The organism is Thermocrispum sp. (assembly GCF_002919275.1).
GTDB classification, from domain to species: domain Bacteria; phylum Actinomycetota; class Actinomycetes; order Mycobacteriales; family Pseudonocardiaceae; genus Thermocrispum; species Thermocrispum agreste.
Window position 1 is genome coordinate 75,256 of sequence record NZ_PKFA01000065.1, and the last position, 17,612, is coordinate 92,867.

Here is a 17,612-nt window from a genome sequence, read left to right on the forward strand (position 1 = left end):
TGTTTTCGCACGTCAAAGATCTGGAGATGTCACGACTGAGACTGTTATGCGCTGGCTTGGCCGTTCTGGCCGGCCTTGTCGTCGTGCCTGAACGAACGAAGCCCCTGGCTCCGAGCAAGAGCCAGGGGCGACACGGGTGCTGGGGCAGTGTCGTGTCGTCAGCTTTGCGACTCGGCCGGCTCGGCCTGCCTCGGTGGGCTGGACTCGCCGTAGCGCGGGGCGAAGCGCATCAGCAACGGCCCGCAGAGGGCGATCAGCAGCATCAACCCGAACGGGATGATCGGCATCCAGGCCAGTCCCGCGTTGGAGACCACCAGCGTGATCGACGCCGGACCCACCAGCATGCCCGAGTACCCCAGAGCGTTGACCAGCCCGATGTTGCGCCCGGCGTTGTCGGGATCGATCCGGCCCGCACTGGACAGCATCAGCGGCGCCATCGACGCCAGCCCGAGTCCGATCAGGACGAAGCCCACCATGGCCAGTGTTGCCGACGAGGTGAACGCGATGATCCCGACCCCTGCCGCGGCGATCACACCGCTCGCGGCCACCATGCGGATCGGCCCGACGTACTGGGTGAGCCGGTCACCGAACACCCGCCCGGCGAACTGGGCGCCGGAATACAGCGAGATCGCCAGGCCCGCGGTGGCCACGCTCGTACCAACTTCCCGACGGACGAACTCCTGTCCCCAGTCGGCGACCGCGCCCTCGCTGAGCATCGATGCGAGCAGCAGAACCCCGAAGCCGACCATGATCAGCACAACCAGGGTGCTGCGCCTGCGTGATGCATCCGCCGCCGAGACCTCGTGCTCCGCGGCTGGCGGGACCTCGTCGACGCTCAACAGCCAGCGCGCACACACCAGCCCCACTGCGGCCATGGCCAAGCCCATGGCGGTGAACAGCACAGCGGGACTCTCGGTGAACTGCCTGCCCAATGCGCTGCCGATGAGACCGGCCACGAACCCGCCCGCGGGATAGGCGGCATGGAACGCGGACATGATCGGCCGCCGGTAAAGGCGCTCCACCTGCACGCCGTGAGCGTTGATGGCGGTGTCCGAGGCCCCGCGGCACAGCCCGAGCACCGCCCCGGCGGCCATCGCCGCCACGAGCCCGTGCAGGTACGCCAAGGGGATGATCGACAGCGGGTGCAGCACCAGCGCCAGCGAGACCACCCGGCGCGGGCCGTAGCGGTCGATCACCGGGCCGATCACGAACGCCCCCAACGCTGCGCCGACGCCGATCGCCAGGGCGATGAGCCCGAACTGGGAGTCGCCGCTCTCACCGTCGAATCCGAGGTGCGAACGCAACGGTGACGTACCGGTGGACCAGGTGAACATCAGGGCGCCGAGCTGGAAGAAGCCGGCGAACGTGGCGAACCGGGCCATGCGCAAGCGCGTGGGACGCCACGGGTGTTTTTCGTGCGGTGGACTGTTGACCATCAGGGCCTCCTCGCTGGCACGACGTGCGACGGGCCGGTCAAGCGGGCCGACGCAGCGTTCGCTGTTCGGCGAGAAGTCAAGAGTTCGTTCGCCCGGACCACCAGACACACAATGAGCACTGCACCCGGAGATTTCTGCACGCTTGGCGCAATCGTCGCACCTTGTGCTCCCGCCGAACACAACAGACGTCAGTTCTTGGCGTGCGAGCTGCCATTCTCGACAGTTTCTTGCTCGTCGCGGAATTGCTCCCATGAACTCACAGCCACAGCGCGTCACCGGCGGGACCAAAGGCCGCCTCCGACCCTCGTCTCGTCGGTCGGGCGTAGCTGACGAGTGCGCACACCACGTGCAACAGCCGTCGGTTTTGTTGCACGGCTTGTGCCTGGTGCGCCATTGCCCGCCTGCCAAGACTGCATGGACAGATTCCCGTGCAACCCGTCCCGGCAAAGGAGTGGCGCTTGTCCGCATCGACCGCAAAGGCCCGGGTGCTGTACCTCTACGGCGGCTGGCCCGGGCACAAGCCGTACGAGATCGCCGAGAAATGGGCACTACCGCTGTTCCACGGCCTCGGGTTCGCCGTCGAAGAAGCCAATGACGTCTTCTGCCTGGATGCCGATCTCAGCGGTTACGACCTGATCGCGTTGAACTGGAACAACGCGCTGGTCACCGAAGGGCTGACCGCCGCGCAGGAATCCGCGCTGCTCACCGCGGTGGAGTCCGGGACCGGCATCGCCGCGTGGCACGGCGCCGCGGCCGCCTTCCGCACCAGCCTGAAGTACCACTGGCTGCTCGGCGGCAGCTTTCTGGACCACCCGGCCGGTGAAGGCGTCAAGTACCCGTACTCGGTGTCCATCGTCGACCGCGACCATCCGGTCACCGCGGGCGTGGAGGACTTCCGAGTCGCGTCCGAGCAGTACTACATGTCGGTCGACCCGAACAACCATGTACTCGCCGAAACCACGTTCACCGGTGATCAGCTGCCCTGGCTCGACGGACGCACGATCCCGCAGGCGTGGACCCGGACCTGGGGCAAAGGCCGGATCTTCTACAGCGCCATCGGCCACGACCTCGACGACCTGCAGAACCCCCATGTCACCCGGCTGTGCGCCCAGGGTTTCGCCTGGGCGGCGCGCCGCAGCTGACCCCTTCGACCGCGAACGGAGAACACCATGCCCGTCCTCACCGGTGGACAGATCGTCGCCCGGACCCTGCGCAACTACGGTGTCGGTTACGTGGCAGGAATCCCCGGCCACGGCATCTGGTCGGTGACCGACGCGTTCCTCGACGAGGAATCGAAGATCCCGTTCATCCAGACCTTCCACGAACAGAGCGCGGTGCACCTGGCCGACGGCTACTACCGCGCCACCGGCCGCCCGATCGCCGCGGTCGCCTCCATCGGTGCCGGAGCGAGCAACACGGTGATCGGTATGGCCACCGCGTTCACCGACTCGACCAGCGTCCTGGTCATCACCGGCGGGCCTGCCTCCCACATGCGCGGGCACGGGCTGCTGCAGGAGCTGGAGCGCTACACCGCCAACGACTTCCCCAAGGTCGCCGAGGCGGTCAGCAAGCGGCACTGGGTGGTCAGCCGGGTGGAAGAACTGCCGTTCGTGCTGCACCGGTGCTTCAACGCCATGCTCACCGGCCGCCCCGGTCCGGTGCACCTGGAGATTCCGATGGACGTCCAAGCCGAAGCGGCGGACGTGCAGCTGCACGACCTCCAGCGGCGGGTGCCGGTCGGGCGGCAGCACCCGGACCCGGATGCCGTCGAACGGGCGGTGGAGGTGCTGCGCGGAGCCCGGCGCCCGGTGCTGGTGGTCGGTGGCGGCACCATCACCTCCGACGCGTGCGATCAGGTGCTCGCGCTCGCCGAACGCTGGCGCATCCCCGTCGTGACCACCTGGAACGGGAAGAGCGCGTTCCCGGAGGATCACCCGCTGTTCGCCGGGAGCGTGGGCCAGACCGGCACCATCCCCGGCAACGCCGTCGCCAGCTCGGCGGACGTGGTGGTCGCAGTGGGCTGTCGGTTCACCGACTGGTCGGCGTCGAGCTATGCCAAGGGCATCAGCTTCGCCATCCCCCCGGCCAAGCTCATCCACATCGACATCGACCCCCACGAGATCGGCAAGAACTACCCCGCCGAAGTCGGGATCGTCGCCGACGCCCAGCGCGCGGTGGCGGCCGTCCTGGATGCGCTGCCCACCACCGCACCGGCCCGCGACGAGTACCTCGCGGAACTGCGCGCCCGCAAGCAGGAATGGGAGCACAAGCTCGCCGAGCGCCGCGACAGCAACCGATTTCCGTTCACGTCGCAGCGGCCGCTGGGCGCATTGCGTTCGGTGCTGCCGCGCGACGCCATCGTCGTCGTCGGTTCCGGTAACACGCAGGGGGCGGTCAAGCAGACCTTCCCGGTGTACCTGCCGCGGACACACATGACCTCGGGCGGGTTCTCGTCGATGGGCTGGGCGGTCCCGGCCGCGATCGGCGCCAAGCTCGGCTCGCCCGACCGCACCGTGGTCTGTGTGCTGGGCGACGGCGACTTCCTGATGACGGCACAGGAAATCGCGCTGAGCGTGACGGCGAACGCACCGGTCGTCTTCGTGGTGCAGAACAACGCGGGCTACATGTCCATCCGCGGCGGCCAGCGCAAGCTGACCTCGCGCCACATCGGCACCGAGTTCTCCCGGCCGGACGGCTCTCCGTACAGCCCCGACTATGCCGCCCTGGCCGCGTCGTTCGGGCTCGAGTCGTGGAAAGTCACCGACGCCGACTCGCTCGACCCCACGCTGCGCAAAGCCGTCGACTCCGGCGCTCCCGCGCTCGTCGAGGTGCCCACGGACCGCGATGCCGCCGGTCCATGGGTTCCGGGGTGGTGGGACTTCCCGGTACCCGAATACGTCACCGACGAACGGCAGCACGAATACCACCGCACCCGCGCCACCGAGCAGCACCTATGACGGCCGGCGTCGCTTCAGCCGCACGACGAATTTCTCCAGCACTGCCCGAGGGAGTCGGACGTGACCAACAGCATCCACGAGCAATTCGATTACCTGGTGCTCGGCGCGGGCTCGGCCGGCTGCGCGCTGGCGGCGCGACTGTCGGAGGATCCCGACACCACGGTCGCGCTCGTCGAGGCGGGACCAGCCGCCCACGGGCGCCTGTTCGAGATCCCCGCGCTGTTCTCGCAGCAGCTGAAGTCGTCCTACGACTGGGATTTCGAAACCGAGCCCGAACACCGACTCGACCACCGCCGGATCTACCTGCCGCGCGGCCGCGCCATCGGCGGCACGAGCTCGATGAACACCATGCTCTACGTCCGAGGACATCGGCACGACTACGACACCTGGGCCGAGCTGGGCAACAAGGGCTGGGAATACGCCGAGGTGCTGCCGTTCTTCATCAAGTCGGAGGACAACCAGCGCGGTGCCGACGAGTTCCACGGCGTCGGTGGGCCACTGACGGTCAGTGACCCGGTCTTCGTGCATCCACTGCTGAGCAGTTGGGTGGAGGCCGCGGTGGACGCGGGCCATCCGCTGAATTCGGATTTCAACGGCCCCGAGCAGGACGGGGTCGGCTATTACCAGGTCACCCAGCGCGGCGGTCTGCGATGCAGCAGCGCCGTCGCGTTCCTCGAGCCCGCCCTCGACCGACCGAATCTCACGGTGCTGCCGTGCACCCAGGCACTGCGACTGCGCTTCGAGCGCGCCCGTGCCGTCGGTGTCGAGGTCGACCACCTGGGCCGGCGTCGGTTCATCCGGGCGAACCGGGAGGTCGTGCTGTCGCTCGGGGCGTACAACTCGCCGCACCTGCTGCTGCAGTCCGGCGTCGGCCCGGCCGACGAACTGCTGGCCAGTGGGATCACGCCCGTGCTCGATCTGCCCGACGTCGGTCGCAATCTGCAGGATCACGTGGGTTGCTTCCTGAGCTTCTTCAGCAACACGCCGCCGGTCCTCGGCCCCGACACGTCCACAGAGGAGCGACGGCTTCGCGATGAGGGAACCGGGCCGATGTCCTGGACCGAGGTCGGCGGCTTCCTCCGGTCGGCCGACGACCTTCCCGCCCCGGACATCCAGGTGCACGCCGCGCTGGGCATCGTCCGTGATCAAGGCCTGGCCGCTCCACTGGAGCCGGGCGTGTCGTTCGGCCCGTACGTTGCGCGCCCGATTAGTCGTGGCTCGGTACGACTACGCCACGCGCACCCTTACGCGAAGCCGCGGATCGTGCACAACTACCTCGCCGACCCGGACGACCGGGCGCGGCTGCGCGAGGGCGTGCGGCTGTGCATGGAGATCGCCCGCCAGCGCCGGTTCACCGCAATGATCGACGGTGACCTGGCCAGCGCGGCCGAAGCAGGCCTGGCTCCCCGATCGGACCGCGACCAGGACATCGACGACTTCATCCGCACGCAAGCGTTCTCGTTCTACCACCCGGCAGGCACCTGCGCCATGGGCAAGGTCGTCGACCACCAGCTGCGCGTGTTCGGTCTGGACAACGTCCGGGTGGCCGACACGTCGGTCATGCCGACGCTGATCACCGGGAACACCAATGCCCCGGCGATCATGATCGGCGAACGCGCCGCGGTCTTCGTCCGACAGTCCTGAACCACCTCCCCTCCCCGTTCCGTACAGAAAGCTGCCGCTGATGTCCGCTCCGCTCGACCGCAACTACGTTCCGCCCGAGGTGAGTCCCGAGTCTCTGGTGTCTGTGCCCGACGACGGCGATATCGACACCGATGTTCTCGTCATCGGCTCCGGCATGGGCGGCGGCGCGATGGCCTGGGCACTGCGTGATTCGGGGTTCCGCGTACTGCTGGTAGAACGCGGTGGCTTCCTGCCGCGCGAGCCGGAGAACGCCCAGCCTGCCGAAATGCACATCAAAGGCCGTTACAAGAACGCGGGCCTGTGGTACGACGGCCGCACCGGGAAGCCGTTCATTCCGGGCACCTACTACTGGGTCGGCGGAAACACCCGTTTCTACGGCGCCGCACTTCCCCGCTTCCGCCGCTGCGACTTCGGCGAGGTGCAGCACGCGGAGGGCATCTCGCCGGCATGGCCGTTCGGCTACGACGAGCTCGAGCCCTACTACTGCCTGGTGGAGCGGCTGTTCGACGTGCACGGCCAAGTGGGCGAGGACCCGACCGAACCGCCTCATTCCAGCCCGTATCCGCACCCTCCGCTGGAGCACGAACCGGCGGTCGAACGGTTCGCCGGCTCGCTACGCGCCGAAGGCCTCCATCCGTTCCACATGCCCAACGCGCTCACCGTGCACACCGATCAGGACCGCAAGGCGGTGGCCACGGCGGACGGCTGCCCGGATCCCACCGGCAGGAAGGCCGACGCGGAGAACAGGCTGGTGCTGCCGGCATTACGCCGTGGGGTGAAGCTGCTCCGCCACGCCACGGTCACCCGGCTGCTGACCAGCCCGGACGGCCGCCACGTGGTCGCCGCCGAGGCCCGGCACGGCGACCGCACGATCAGGATCAACGCCCGCCGGTTCGTGCTGGCGGCGGGCGCGGTGAACTCCGCCGTTCTGCTCCTCCGCTCGGCCTGTCCAGCGCACCCGGCAGGCTTGGGCAACTCGTCCGGCCTGGTCGGCCGCAACTACATGGTGCACAACAGCACGTTCCTGGTCGGCGTCGATCCGTTCCGCGTCAACGACACGCAGTGGCAGAAGACACTGGGGCTCAACGACTTCTACGAGGCATCCGAACACACGCCGTACCCGCTGGGCAATGTGCAGATGCTCGGCAAGCTGCGCGGCCCGATGATCAAACGGGCTCGCCGATGGGTGCCGATGTGGCTGCTGGACTTCATGACCCGGCGCAGCCTGGATCTCTACCTGACCAGTGAGGACCTTCCGTCGGCTGACAACCGGGTGCGGATCGACGGCGACCGTGTCCTCATCGACTGGACACCCAACAACCTCACCGCGCACCGTGAGCTGGTCCGCCGGGTCACCATGCTGGTGCGCAAAGCCGGATACCCGCTGATCTTCAGACAGAAGATGGGCATCGAGACCAACTCGCACATGTGCGGCACCGCGGTGGCCGGTCATGATCCGGCCACAAGCGTGCTCAATGCCGAGTGTCGCAGCCACGACGTCGAGAACCTGTGGCTGGCGGACTCGTCCTTCTTCCCATCCTCGGCGGCGCTCAACCCGGCCCTGACAATCGCGGCGAACGCCGTACGAATCGCCCCGTCCGTGATCGCCGGACTTTCGACACGGCACGAGGCCCGCCGATCGGACGGCGACGGTCGTCAACGAAAGCAATCGACGGCAGGAAGGTGATGCGCAGGGTCGTCCCCGCGACATCGGCTGACTAGTGCGCCGCCCCGCAGGTGCCGCGCACGACGAGCTCGGTCGGCAGGATGATCTCCCGTCCCGGTTTCCCGTCGATGATGTCGAGCAGCAGCCGAGCTGCCAGGCGCCCCTTGTCCACGAGTGGCTGCCGCACGGTCGTCAGGCCGGCGGCCTTCGCTGCGGGGATGTCGTCGAACCCGACGACCGCCACATCGTCCGGGACCCGCAGCCCGTGCTTGTGCGCGACGTCGATCGCTGCCAGTGCCATCAGGTCCGACGCCGCAATGATCGCTTCGACGGGCTCGGCTGCGAGCAGCTGCTCGGCCGCTGCGCACGCCCGTTCGTAGTCGAAGCCGCCCGCTTCGACAACCCGCACGGATCGCCACGGCACCTTGTGCTTGCGGCACGCTGCGGCGTAACCGGCCATGCGTTCGCGCATGACGTGGTCTCGTGCTGCTTTGACGCGCGCGGCGTCGACCGTGCCGCCGCGGCCGTCCGGCACTAGCCGGTCGACCAGGATCCCTACCTGGCGATAACCGTGGGACAACAGGTGATCGGCCACTTCCCGCGCGGCTTTCCTGTCTCGGATGCCGACTCGTGGCAGTCCATCCGGGTTCGGGGTGTCGATGAAGACCAGCGGCAGCCTGCGACTCAGCACCGTGTCGATCGCCGGGTGCCCTTCCGGAATCGAGTAGACAAGGAAGCCGTCGACGGCGCCCCTGACGAGCACACCGGCACCTTCGGCAACCCGTGCGGATTCCAACGGACATGGCAGCAACGTCAACGCGACTTCCGCCAGCTCCCCCACTTCGGAGATACCTTTGAGCAGCTCGGTCGTCGCCGGATCGTCGAACGCGTACGGCAGCGAATCGGTGATCATCAGGCCGAGCGCGCCGACCTGCCCGGTACGCAAACTCCGTCCCGCCGGGTTCGGCCCCGCGTAGCCGAGCTTCTCGGCCACTGCGAGGATGTGCGCGCGTCGGGCCTCCGAGAGTTTGTGCGGCCGGTTGTACGCGTACGACACCGCGGCCTGCGACACCCCCGCCGCTTTCGCGACGTCATGCATCGTGGGCATCGTCGCGGCGATCCTTTCGGCTCATCGACATGCCTGCGCGGTGTCCGGCTGGCCTCCGCCTGGACGATTTCGGTGCACGCGTGGTCGTGCGCTGCAGCCAGAAATCCGTCACAGCGCCATACTACCGGCGTCATTCCAGCCCCTGCTGGGCAGTTTCGAATGCCCGACCTCAGGTCGCGGACAACCATTGCGAAATCCCGCGAGCAGAATTGTCGCGATGCGCTCGAACTTCCTGGCAGCACTCGACCGTTGGACCCGAGTGCCCTACTTGACCTGCGCAGACAGCATGCTGACGGAAAGCAAGTGACATACTGAGATGAACGCACCCTGGCTGGCCGAAGCCGCACCGGCGCAACGAAACCGCCGGACGTCGATGAACCATTTGACGGACATGAACCGATGGTTCGCCGTCGCAGGCATTACCGCACCGGAGACCTAGCCACCGCCGAACCCGGTTGCGGCCGAACAGGAACGCAAAAACCCCGAACCTACGGCGGTAGGTTCGGGGCCTGATGCCTCGGGCATCTCCGCGGTCGGGCTGACAGGATTTGAACCTGCGACCCCTTGACCCCCAGTCAAGTGCGCTAACCAAGCTGCGCCACAGCCCGTCCACTGCACAGCCTAGCGCGGACCCACAACGGCCGGAGTGGCGGCCCCGGCATCGTGCGGCGAGCGCCGGACAGCGCGGCACGTTGCGCGACGATCACCGGCACGTCTCGGCTCGCCTTCGAAACCCGCCACGGTCACCCACTCGGCTAACGACGGAACTGTGCCGAGCGACACAACGTCACACAGGCAAGTCACACAGGCAAGTCACGCGGGCGCTGACCAATGGGGATCGTGGAGGTGCGGCGATGACCGGGGGCGGTGCGGAACCGGGCGAACAACTGAATCACCGGGAACGGGCGACACTGCGGGCGGTGGCCCGTGGCGGTGCCGAGATCACCCTGAGCGCGGAGCCGGACCTGTTCATCGACGGGCTCGCCTGCTGCGACCAGATCACCGTGCGCCGGCTGGCCCACCGCGGGCTGATCGCCCCGGGCAGGCCGGGCGCCGCGGGCGAACGCGTCCCCGCCGAGATCACCCCCGCGGGCCGGGCGGCGCTCGGCCCTATACCGCATTCGGGCCGCGCGGCGTGACCTCTTTGTGTCGTCGGCCACATTGCGCCAGTGTGATTTAGCTATCACGAGGTTTAATAGTGACCAACGTCCCGGCGACAGGCCGGGAAGCAGGAAGGGAGCGCGACCGTGTCTGGGCCGGTCGTCGAGTTGAACCATCGAGAGCGGGCCACCCTGCGCGCGGTGGCCCAAAACACGGCCGAACTCACCTGCAGCCGCGTACCGGACCTCTTCATCGACGGCCTGGCGTTCTGCGACCAGGCCACCGCCCGTGAACTGGTCCGTCGCGGCTTGATCGCCGCGGTGCGGAAGGGACGCGCCGGCGAGCGCGTACCCGCCGTACTGACCGAAGCGGGCAAGGCAGCGCTCAACCTCGAGTCCGTCGCCTGACTTACCCCGCTCGGCGAGACGTGCCGCTTCGTCGGGGCGTCTGGCCAGCCGGCGATGCCCCGACGAAGCCGGCAAGTTCTCACCGCCGCTTGGCTGACTTGCGCGCCTTCTTCTCACGCACCCGGATGTTGAAGCGGATCGGGCTGCCGGTGAACCCGAACTGCTCACGCAGCTTCCGTTCCAGGAAACGCCGGTAGCCCGCTTCCAGAAACCCGGTGGTGAACAGCACGACCGTGGGCGGGCGCGTGGCCGCCTGAGTGGCGAAGAGGATCTTGGTCTGTTTGCCGCCCCGGACCGGTGGCGGCGTGGCGGCGACGATGTCGGACAGCCACGCGTTCAGCTGCCCGGTCGGTATCCGCTGATCCCACGACGCCAGCGCCCTGCGCATGGCCGGGGCGAGCTTGTGCACCGCGCGCCCGGTCAACGCCGAGATGTTCACCCGCTCCGCCCACGGGATCCGGACCAGGCCACGATCCAGCTCCTTCTCCAGCTGGTACCGCCGTTCCTCGTCGACCAGGTCCCACTTGTTCAGCGCCAGCACGCAGGCACGCCCTGATTCGACCACCATGGTGAGCACCCGCAGGTCCTGCTCGGCGATCGGCTCGCTCGCGTCCAGCAGCACCACGGCCACTTCCGCCGCGTCGATCGCGGCCTTGGTGCGCAGCGACGCGTAGTACTCGGTCCCCCGGGCCGTCTTCACCCGCTTGCGCAGGCCCGCGGTGTCCACGAACCGCCACTTCTCGCCGTCCAGTTCGACGAGCGAATCCACCGGGTCGACCGTGGTACCCGCGACCTCGTGCACCACGCTGCGGTCTTCCCCGGTCAGCTTGTTGAGCAGGCTCGACTTCCCCACGTTCGGTTTGCCGACCAGAGCGACCCGGCGCGGACCGCCGGTGATCACACGCTCGGGCGGCGCATCGGGCAGTGCCGCCACCACCGCGTCCAGCAGATCACCGGAGTTGCGGCCGTGCAGCGCGCTGACCGGATACGGCTCGCCCAGCCCCAGATTCCACAGCGCCGCCACCTCCGGCAGCAGGCGCTCGTCGTCCACCTTGTTCGCCGCCAGCACCACCGGACGTTTCGACCGTCGCAGCGTCTTCGCCACCGCTTCGTCGGTCGCCGTGGCCCCCACCGTGGCGTCGACCACCAGCACGACCACGTCGGCCGTCGTCATCGCCAGCTCGGCCTGCGCGGTCACCGCCGCTTGCAGCCCCTTGGCCTTCGGCTCCCAGCCACCGGTGTCCACCAGGGTGAACCGGCGTCCCGCCCACGACGCGTCGTAGGCGACCCTGTCCCTGGTGACCCCCGGGGTGTCCTGCACGACCGCTTCCCGCCTGCCGAGGATGCGATTCACCAGCGTCGACTTGCCCACGTTCGGCCTGCCCACCACGGCGACCACCGGCTGGGCCTGCACGACCTGCTGGTCTGCCCCGTCCGAGGCCTCGCCCGCGGCGTCGGCCTCGGCGAAGTCCGATTCCGACTCCCAGGTACCGCCGTCGTCACCGAGCACGTCCGGCAGCTCGCCGACGGTGTAGGTCTCGGTCTCCTCGCTCATCGCGCCTCACTCCTGCCCGGGGCGGCACCGCCTGCCCCGGCACGCCATTCGTCCAGCTCGGCCACGGTCGCCGCGAGCCGGGTTCGCACGGTCTCGGTTCCGCTCCGCAATCCGTCCCGCCCGCGCGGGACGTCGAGCGTGAACGGTTCACCGAACAGCAGGTCCACGGTCGGCCGGAAGCGTCGCCGCCCTCCCGGCGGCCGCGCCGTCCCGCGGGCGGCCACCGGCACCACGCGTGCCCCCGAGGCGCGCACCAGCCAGGCCGCACCGTGTTCAGCCTTCTCGACATTACCGGAACCGCGCGTACCCTCGGGAAACACCGCGACCAAGCCGCCGGAGCGGAGCAGCCGGACGGCGTCCAGCAGCGGCGTGCGATCCGGCTCGCCCCGGCGCACCGGAAGCTGGCCGAGCTTGCGCAGCAGCACGCCGGTGACCCCGCCCAGGGTGTCGAACAGTTCCTGCTTGACCAGGAACACCGGGCGCCGCGGCACGAACCCGAAAATGAGCTGCGGCTCGATCAGCGACATGTGGTTGGCCACCAGCAGCACCGGCCCGCTCGGCGGCACCCGGTCCGCGTGGTGCACCCGGATGCGATACGCCGGACGGTACAGATGCCGGGCGATCACCCTGGCCACGTCGTGCAGCAGCGGGCTGGCCCCGGCCGGTAATCCGGTGTCGCTCACCGTGGCGCCCCGGTGTGCAGCAGGTCGCGCTGCGCCACCAGTTCCAGCAGCGCGGTGACCACTTGCTCGATGTCGAGCTCGCTGGTGTCCAGGTGCACCGCATCGTCGGCCGGGCGCATCGGGTTGGTCGCCCGGGTGGCGTCCAGCCGGTCTCGGCGTTCGACCGCGGCCAGCACGGACTCCTGCTCCACCCGGCGGCCCGCGGCGCTGTCCTGGGCGGCCCGCCGCGCGGCACGCACCTGCGGGTCAGCCGTCAGGAACACCTTCAGCCCGGCGTCCGGCGCCACGACGGTGCCGATGTCCCGGCCTTCCACCACCATGCCGCCCGCCGCCTTCAGCCCCTCGGCGACCAGCGCACGCTGCATGGCGACCAAGTGCTCCCGCACGGCCGGCACCGCGGCGACCGCGGACACCGCGGACGTGACCTGCTCGCCACGGATCTCCGCGCTGACGTCCTCCTCCCCCAGCTTGACGAACGGCGCGCCCGGATCGGTGCCGACGACGACCTCGGCCTGCTCGGCCACCTTGGCCACCGCATCCGCGTCGCCCACGTCCGTCCCGGAGCGCAGCACGGCGAGCGTGACGGCCCGGTACATCGCACCGGTGTCCAGGTATCCGGCGCCGAGTCGCTGCGCCAGCCGCCTGGCCACCGTGGTCTTCCCGGTGCCGGACGGGCCGTCCAACGCGACCACGCCGCGCAGCACTGCAGTCACGGCCACTCCCTCACTCCTCGGCTGAACACCCGGTCGCTCATTCTGCCTGCTGCTGAGCTTGTCACGCGGCTGGGATACGTTAGGCGCGTGAACGTAGAAGTAACCCCGCTTCCCGGCATCGGTGTGCGCAAGGACTTCGCGATCCGGGCAGGCAAACGCATCGGCGTGATCAACCATCGGGACGGCGACGTCGAGTTGATCGTGTCCCGCACCGACGACCCGGATGCGTGCATCGCCTCGGTGCCGCTGACCACCGACGAGGCGGCGACGCTCGGCAACCTGCTCGGCGCCCCGCAGCTGGTGGCACAGCTCACCGAGGAGCATCGCGACGTTCCCGGCATCATGACCAAGCAGCTGCCGATTCCGGAGGGTTCACCCTTCGACGGACGCACACTGGGGGACACCGAAATGCGAACGCGAACCAAAGTGTCGATCGTCGCCGTCATGCGCGCCGGGCAGGTCCTGCCGTCACCCGGTCCCGAGCTCACCTTCACCGCAGGTGACCTGCTGGTCTGCGTGGGCACCGCCGAGGGCCTGGCCGCCGCTGCGAAGCTGTTGCAGAAGGGCTGATCCGTGGCGAGCACCGCACTTGAGTTGATCCAGCTCGGTGCCGTCTTCTTCGGATTGGGATTGCTGGGGAGGCTGGCGCAGCGCATCGGGATGTCGCCCATCCCGCTCTACCTGGTCGGTGGCCTGTTCTTCGGGCACGGCGGCGTCGTCGAACTGCACATCGATTCGTTCGCCGAACTCGCGGCGGAGATCGGCGTCGTCCTGCTGCTGCTCATGCTCGGCCTGGAGTACACCGCGGCCGAACTGGTCACCGGCCTGAAGCGGTCGTGGGTGGCAGGCTCGATCGATCTGGTGCTCAACGCATTGCCCGGCGCCCTGGTCGCGCTCATGCTGGGCTGGGGCCCGGTCGGCGCGCTGGTCATGGCGGGCGTCACCTACATCTCCTCGTCGGGCATCATCGCCAAGATCCTCAGCGACCTGGGCCGCATGGGTAACCGGGAAACACCGGTGGTGCTGGCCATCCTGGTGCTCGAGGACCTGGTCATGGCCCTGTACCTGCCGATCCTCACCGCCGTGCTCGGCGGCGTCAGCCTGATCGCCGGGCTGACCACCGTCGGCATTTCGCTGCTGGTGGTCTCCGCGGTGCTGCTGGTGGCGGTGAAGTTCGGCCGCGTCGTCTCGGCCGTGCTCTACTCCGAGGACCGCGAGATCTTCCTGCTCAAGCTGCTGGGGTCGGCGCTGCTGGTCGCCGGTATCGCGGCCGCGCTGCAGGTGTCCGCCGCGGTCGGCGCCTTCCTGCTGGGCATCGCGATCGCAGGCCCGGCCGCGCACAGCGCCACGCGCATCCTCGAGCCGCTGCGCGACCTGTTCGCGGCGCTCTTCTTCGTCGCGTTCGGGCTGAACACCGACCCGGCCGACATCCCGCCGGTGCTGGTCTACGGGCTCATCCTGGCGGTGGTGACCACGGGCACCAAGGTGGCGACCGGGTGGTTCGCCAGCGCCAGGAGCGGCATCGGACGCAAAGGCCGGATCCGTGCCGGGGCCGCACTCGTCGCTCGTGGTGAGTTCTCCATCGTCATCGCGGGCCTGGCGGTCTCCTCCGGCGCGGCGCCTCCGCAGCTGGCCGCGCTGGCCACGACCTACGTGCTGTTGATGGCGATCCTGGGACCGATCGTGGCGCGGGTCGCCGAGCCGGTGGCGGACCGGGTGACGCGGGTGAAGACCGCCCCGTCGGCGGCATAGCGCACCGCCTGCCGCACCGCCCGGTTCCGGACGCAGTCGCCCGGTTACGCACGCAGTCCGACGCGCCGTTCGGCGGGCGGGCCGTCACTGCTCCAGCACGGTGTGCAGGGAGGAGATCTCCTGCGGAGTCAGCTCGCGCATCGTGCCCGGCTTGAGGTCACCGAGCCGGATGTCGGCGATGGCGGTGCGCACCAGCCTGCGCACCGGGTGCCCGACCGCGGCGAACATCCGGCGGACGATCCGGTTGCGGCCCTCGTGCAGCACGACCTCCACGAGGGTCCGCCCGGGCAGCTTCTGGATCTCCTTGTAGCCGTCGACGGCGACCGGGCCGTCGTCCAGCTCGATCCCGGCGCGCAACCTCTTGCCGAGGCTGCGCGGCACCGCGCCGTCGACCTCCGCCAGGTAGGTCTTGAGCACGTGGAACGACGGGTGCATCAGCCGGTGCGCCAGCTCGCCGTCGTTGGTCAGCAGCAGCAGGCCCTCGGTGTCGGCGTCCAGCCTGCCGACATGGAACAGCCGCTCGGGCCGGTCCCGCACGAAGTCACCGACGCACTTCCTGCCGCGCTGGTCCCGCATGGTGGTGTGCACGCCCACCGGCTTGTTCAACGCCAGGTAGACCATGCCCGAGCGCACTTCGATGCGCCGCCCGTCGACCTTGATCACCGCCCGTTCCGGATCTACACGGCGGCCTTGCTCGCGCACGACCTCGCCGTCCACGCTGACCCGGCCCTGCGCGATGAGTTCCTCGGCTCCCCGGCGGGAAGCGACTCCGGCGCGTGCGAGCACCTTCTGCAAGCGGACACCCTCGACGTTCTGCTTGTCGGACATGCTCGCTCTCAGTGACCTCTGCGCTTCGGTGACTCGACGTCCCCGGCTCGGCACCCCCGCGCGCGGCGACGGCTCGAGCCAGGACTTGCTGGGACCGTCTCCGACGTTACAGCCGGTCCAGATCGTCGATGGAATCGACCTCGGGCAGCAGTGGCGCGATCGGCGGCAGGTCGTCGAGCGAACTCAACCCGAGGCGTTCCAGGAACAGCTCCGTGGTCTCGTACAGCGTCCCACCGGTCTCCGGGTCGGTGCCTGCTTCCGCGATCAGGCCGCGGGCGAGCAGCGTCCGGATCACCCCGTCGACGTTCACGCCGCGCACCGCAGCGACCCGTGCCCTGGTCACCGGCTGCCGGTAGGCGATGACGGCCAGCGTCTCCAAAGCCGCCCGGGTGAGTTTCGACCGCTGCCCGTCCAGCAGCAGCTTCTCCACGTACGGCGCGTAGATGTCCCGGGTGTACATGCGCCAGCCCTCGCCGACCCGGCGGAGATCGATGCCGCTGCGGCGGTCCTGCAGGTCGTTGGCCATGGTGCGCAGCGCTTCGGTCACCCGGTCCACCGGCTGCTCCACCGCGGCCGCGAGTGTCTGCTCGCTGACCGGTGCGTCCACCACCAGCAGCAGGGCCTCCAGGGCGGCCATCAACGCCTCGTCGGAGCTGAGGTCCGGCAGCGCGTCCTTGTTCGCCATCGCCACCGGATCGGGCTGTTCGCCGCCGGTACGTGCGGACTCGGAATCCGTCTCGGCCTGCTCACCCCGGGGGTCCTGCACTGCCGCAACTTCGACCTGGCCGTCGGCCGCCTCCGACGTGCTCCCCGCCCGCGGCTCCGTGCCCGCAGCGCTCCCGACAGGCTCCGCCTGCCGCGTGGAGTGCTCCCGAGCCTCCTGGCCGGCCACCGCCGCCGGCCCGGACCATCCCTGCCGGACGTCCGCGCCGGACTCGTACGGCCCGCCGGCCGCGGTCCCGCTCACCCGTAGTCCTCCTCTTCGGTACTGGCCAGATCCGCTTCGGACGCCGCCTTGGCCTCGTCCACCGTGCCGCCGGTCCACCGCACCCGCAACTCACCGAGCGGCTCGGGCTGGTCGAACTGCACCACCGTCTCCCGGTACAGCTCCAGCAGGGCCAGAAACCGCCCGACCACCAGCATGGTGTTCTCGCAGTCGGCGATCAGCTCGGCGAACGTGGCTTCCTTCCGCTCGGCCAGCCGCACCCGCAGCACCGCCGCCTGCTCCCGCACCGACACCCTCGTGGTGTGCAGGTGGTCCAGCGACACCGTGGGCGGCGGCTTCGGCCGGAAGACCGCGGCGGCGATCTCCGCGAACGCCTTGGCGTCCACCCCGAGCATCACCTCGGGCAGCAGGTCGTTGTACCGCTCCTCCAGCGACACCGACCGCGGATAGCGCCGCAACGCCCCCGCCTCCAGCTCGGCGAAGAGTGCGGCGACCTGCTTGTACGCCCGATACTGCAGTACCCGGGCGAACAACAGGTCACGGGCCTCCAGCAGGGCCAGGTCCTCCTCGTCCTCCACCTCGCCGGACGGCAGCAGGCGGGCGGCTTTGAGGTCCAGCAGCGTCGCGGCGACGACCAGGAACTGGGTGGTCTCGTCCAGGTCCCAGGCCGGCCCGAGCTGGCGGATGTGCGCGATGAAGTCGTCGGTCACCTGGCTCAGCGCGACCTCGGTGACGTCCAGTTCGTGCTGCGAGATCAGCTGCAGCAGCAGGTCGAACGGCCCCTCGAAGTTGTCGAGGCGCACCCGGAACCTCGGC

At 69.2% G+C, this 17,612-nt stretch carries 16 protein-coding genes and 1 tRNA gene; 8 read left to right on the forward strand and 9 right to left on the reverse strand.

All coding sequences use genetic code 11. The features are described from left to right. Positions 1-158 precede the first annotated feature (158 nt). Complete coding sequence (locus CXP56_RS17335) at positions 159-1,436, reverse strand: MFS transporter (protein WP_286901976.1); 1,278 nt, start codon at positions 1,434-1,436, stop codon at positions 159-161. Positions 1,437-1,894: 458 nt separating this feature from the next. On the opposite strand from CXP56_RS17335, the gene CXP56_RS17340 reads away from it, so the two are divergent. From CXP56_RS17340 to CXP56_RS17355, 4 genes are read left to right on the forward strand one after another with little or no spacing between them, the layout of a single operon-like run. Next, positions 1,895-2,578, forward strand: a complete 684-nt coding sequence (locus CXP56_RS17340; RefSeq protein WP_286901979.1) for a ThuA domain-containing protein — start codon at positions 1,895-1,897, stop codon at positions 2,576-2,578. A 27-nt stretch (positions 2,579-2,605) separates the two neighbouring features. Then, the gene (locus CXP56_RS17345) at positions 2,606-4,393 is read left to right on the forward strand and encodes a thiamine pyrophosphate-binding protein (RefSeq protein ID WP_286901981.1); all 1,788 of its coding nucleotides are present in this window, start codon (positions 2,606-2,608) and stop codon (positions 4,391-4,393) included. Positions 4,394-4,453: 60 nt separating this feature from the next. Continuing rightward, a complete protein-coding gene (locus CXP56_RS17350; RefSeq protein ID WP_286901982.1) occupies positions 4,454-6,037 on the forward strand; it encodes a GMC family oxidoreductase in 1,584 nt (527 codons plus the stop codon). A 40-nt stretch (positions 6,038-6,077) separates the two neighbouring features. After that, positions 6,078-7,724 (forward strand): GMC oxidoreductase, encoded by a 1,647-nt coding sequence (locus CXP56_RS17355; protein WP_286901983.1) that lies wholly within the window; start codon positions 6,078-6,080, stop codon positions 7,722-7,724. A gap of 31 nt (positions 7,725-7,755) precedes the next feature. Here CXP56_RS17355 and CXP56_RS17360 read toward each other — a convergent pair whose 3' ends face one another. Continuing rightward, positions 7,756-8,802 carry a LacI family DNA-binding transcriptional regulator gene (locus CXP56_RS17360; RefSeq protein WP_286901985.1) on the reverse strand — a complete coding sequence of 349 codons (1,047 nt, stop codon included), beginning with the start codon at positions 8,800-8,802 and terminating at the stop codon, positions 7,756-7,758. A gap of 542 nt (positions 8,803-9,344) precedes the next feature. Continuing rightward, positions 9,345-9,419 (reverse strand) — tRNA-Pro (locus CXP56_RS17365). Between the two features lie 246 nt (positions 9,420-9,665). Here CXP56_RS17365 and CXP56_RS17370 point away from each other — a divergent pair. Together CXP56_RS17370 and CXP56_RS17375 are read left to right on the forward strand one after the other, a co-directional pair. After that, complete coding sequence (locus CXP56_RS17370) at positions 9,666-9,950, forward strand: hypothetical protein (RefSeq protein WP_028847259.1); 285 nt, start codon at positions 9,666-9,668, stop codon at positions 9,948-9,950. Between the two features lie 108 nt (positions 9,951-10,058). Then, the gene (locus CXP56_RS17375) at positions 10,059-10,319 is read left to right on the forward strand and encodes a hypothetical protein (RefSeq protein ID WP_028847260.1); all 261 of its coding nucleotides are present in this window, start codon (positions 10,059-10,061) and stop codon (positions 10,317-10,319) included. Between the two features lie 79 nt (positions 10,320-10,398). Here the strand turns inward: CXP56_RS17375 and der are convergent, their stop codons facing one another. From der to cmk, 3 genes are read right to left on the reverse strand one after another with little or no spacing between them, the layout of a single operon-like run. After that, a complete protein-coding gene (gene der / locus CXP56_RS17380; protein ID WP_286901986.1) occupies positions 10,399-11,874 on the reverse strand; it encodes a ribosome biogenesis GTPase Der in 1,476 nt (491 codons plus the stop codon). Further along, positions 11,871-12,557, reverse strand: a complete 687-nt coding sequence (locus tag CXP56_RS17385; protein WP_028847262.1) for a lysophospholipid acyltransferase family protein — start codon at positions 12,555-12,557, stop codon at positions 11,871-11,873. Before CXP56_RS17385 ends, der begins: the two co-directional genes overlap by 4 nt. Then, positions 12,554-13,249, reverse strand: a complete 696-nt coding sequence (gene cmk, locus CXP56_RS17390) for a (d)CMP kinase (RefSeq protein ID WP_028847263.1) — start codon at positions 13,247-13,249, stop codon at positions 12,554-12,556. The genes CXP56_RS17385 and cmk overlap by 4 nt, the downstream gene beginning before the upstream one ends. Before the next feature lie 108 nt (positions 13,250-13,357). On the opposite strand from cmk, the gene CXP56_RS17395 reads away from it, so the two are divergent. Both CXP56_RS17395 and CXP56_RS17400 read left to right on the forward strand, forming a co-directional pair. Continuing rightward, entirely contained in the window at positions 13,358-13,840 is a 483-nt protein-coding gene (locus CXP56_RS17395; protein ID WP_028847264.1) for a cation:proton antiporter regulatory subunit, read from the forward strand. Positions 13,841-13,843: 3 nt separating this feature from the next. Beyond that, a complete protein-coding gene (locus CXP56_RS17400) occupies positions 13,844-15,022 on the forward strand; it encodes a cation:proton antiporter (RefSeq protein WP_286901989.1) in 1,179 nt (392 codons plus the stop codon). An 84-nt stretch (positions 15,023-15,106) separates the two neighbouring features. Here CXP56_RS17400 and CXP56_RS17405 read toward each other — a convergent pair whose 3' ends face one another. The 3 genes from CXP56_RS17405 to CXP56_RS17415 form a co-directional block, all read right to left on the reverse strand. Continuing rightward, positions 15,107-15,850: a pseudouridine synthase gene (locus CXP56_RS17405; protein ID WP_028847266.1), complete on the reverse strand. Its 744-nt coding sequence runs from the start codon at positions 15,848-15,850 to the stop codon at positions 15,107-15,109. Between the two features lie 106 nt (positions 15,851-15,956). Next, complete coding sequence (gene scpB / locus CXP56_RS17410; RefSeq protein WP_286901991.1) at positions 15,957-16,817, reverse strand: SMC-Scp complex subunit ScpB; 861 nt, start codon at positions 16,815-16,817, stop codon at positions 15,957-15,959. Then, complete coding sequence (locus CXP56_RS17415; protein ID WP_286902005.1) at positions 16,814-17,599, reverse strand: segregation and condensation protein A; 786 nt, start codon at positions 17,597-17,599, stop codon at positions 16,814-16,816. Before CXP56_RS17415 ends, scpB begins: the two co-directional genes overlap by 4 nt. Between the last annotated feature and the right edge of the window lie 13 nt (positions 17,600-17,612).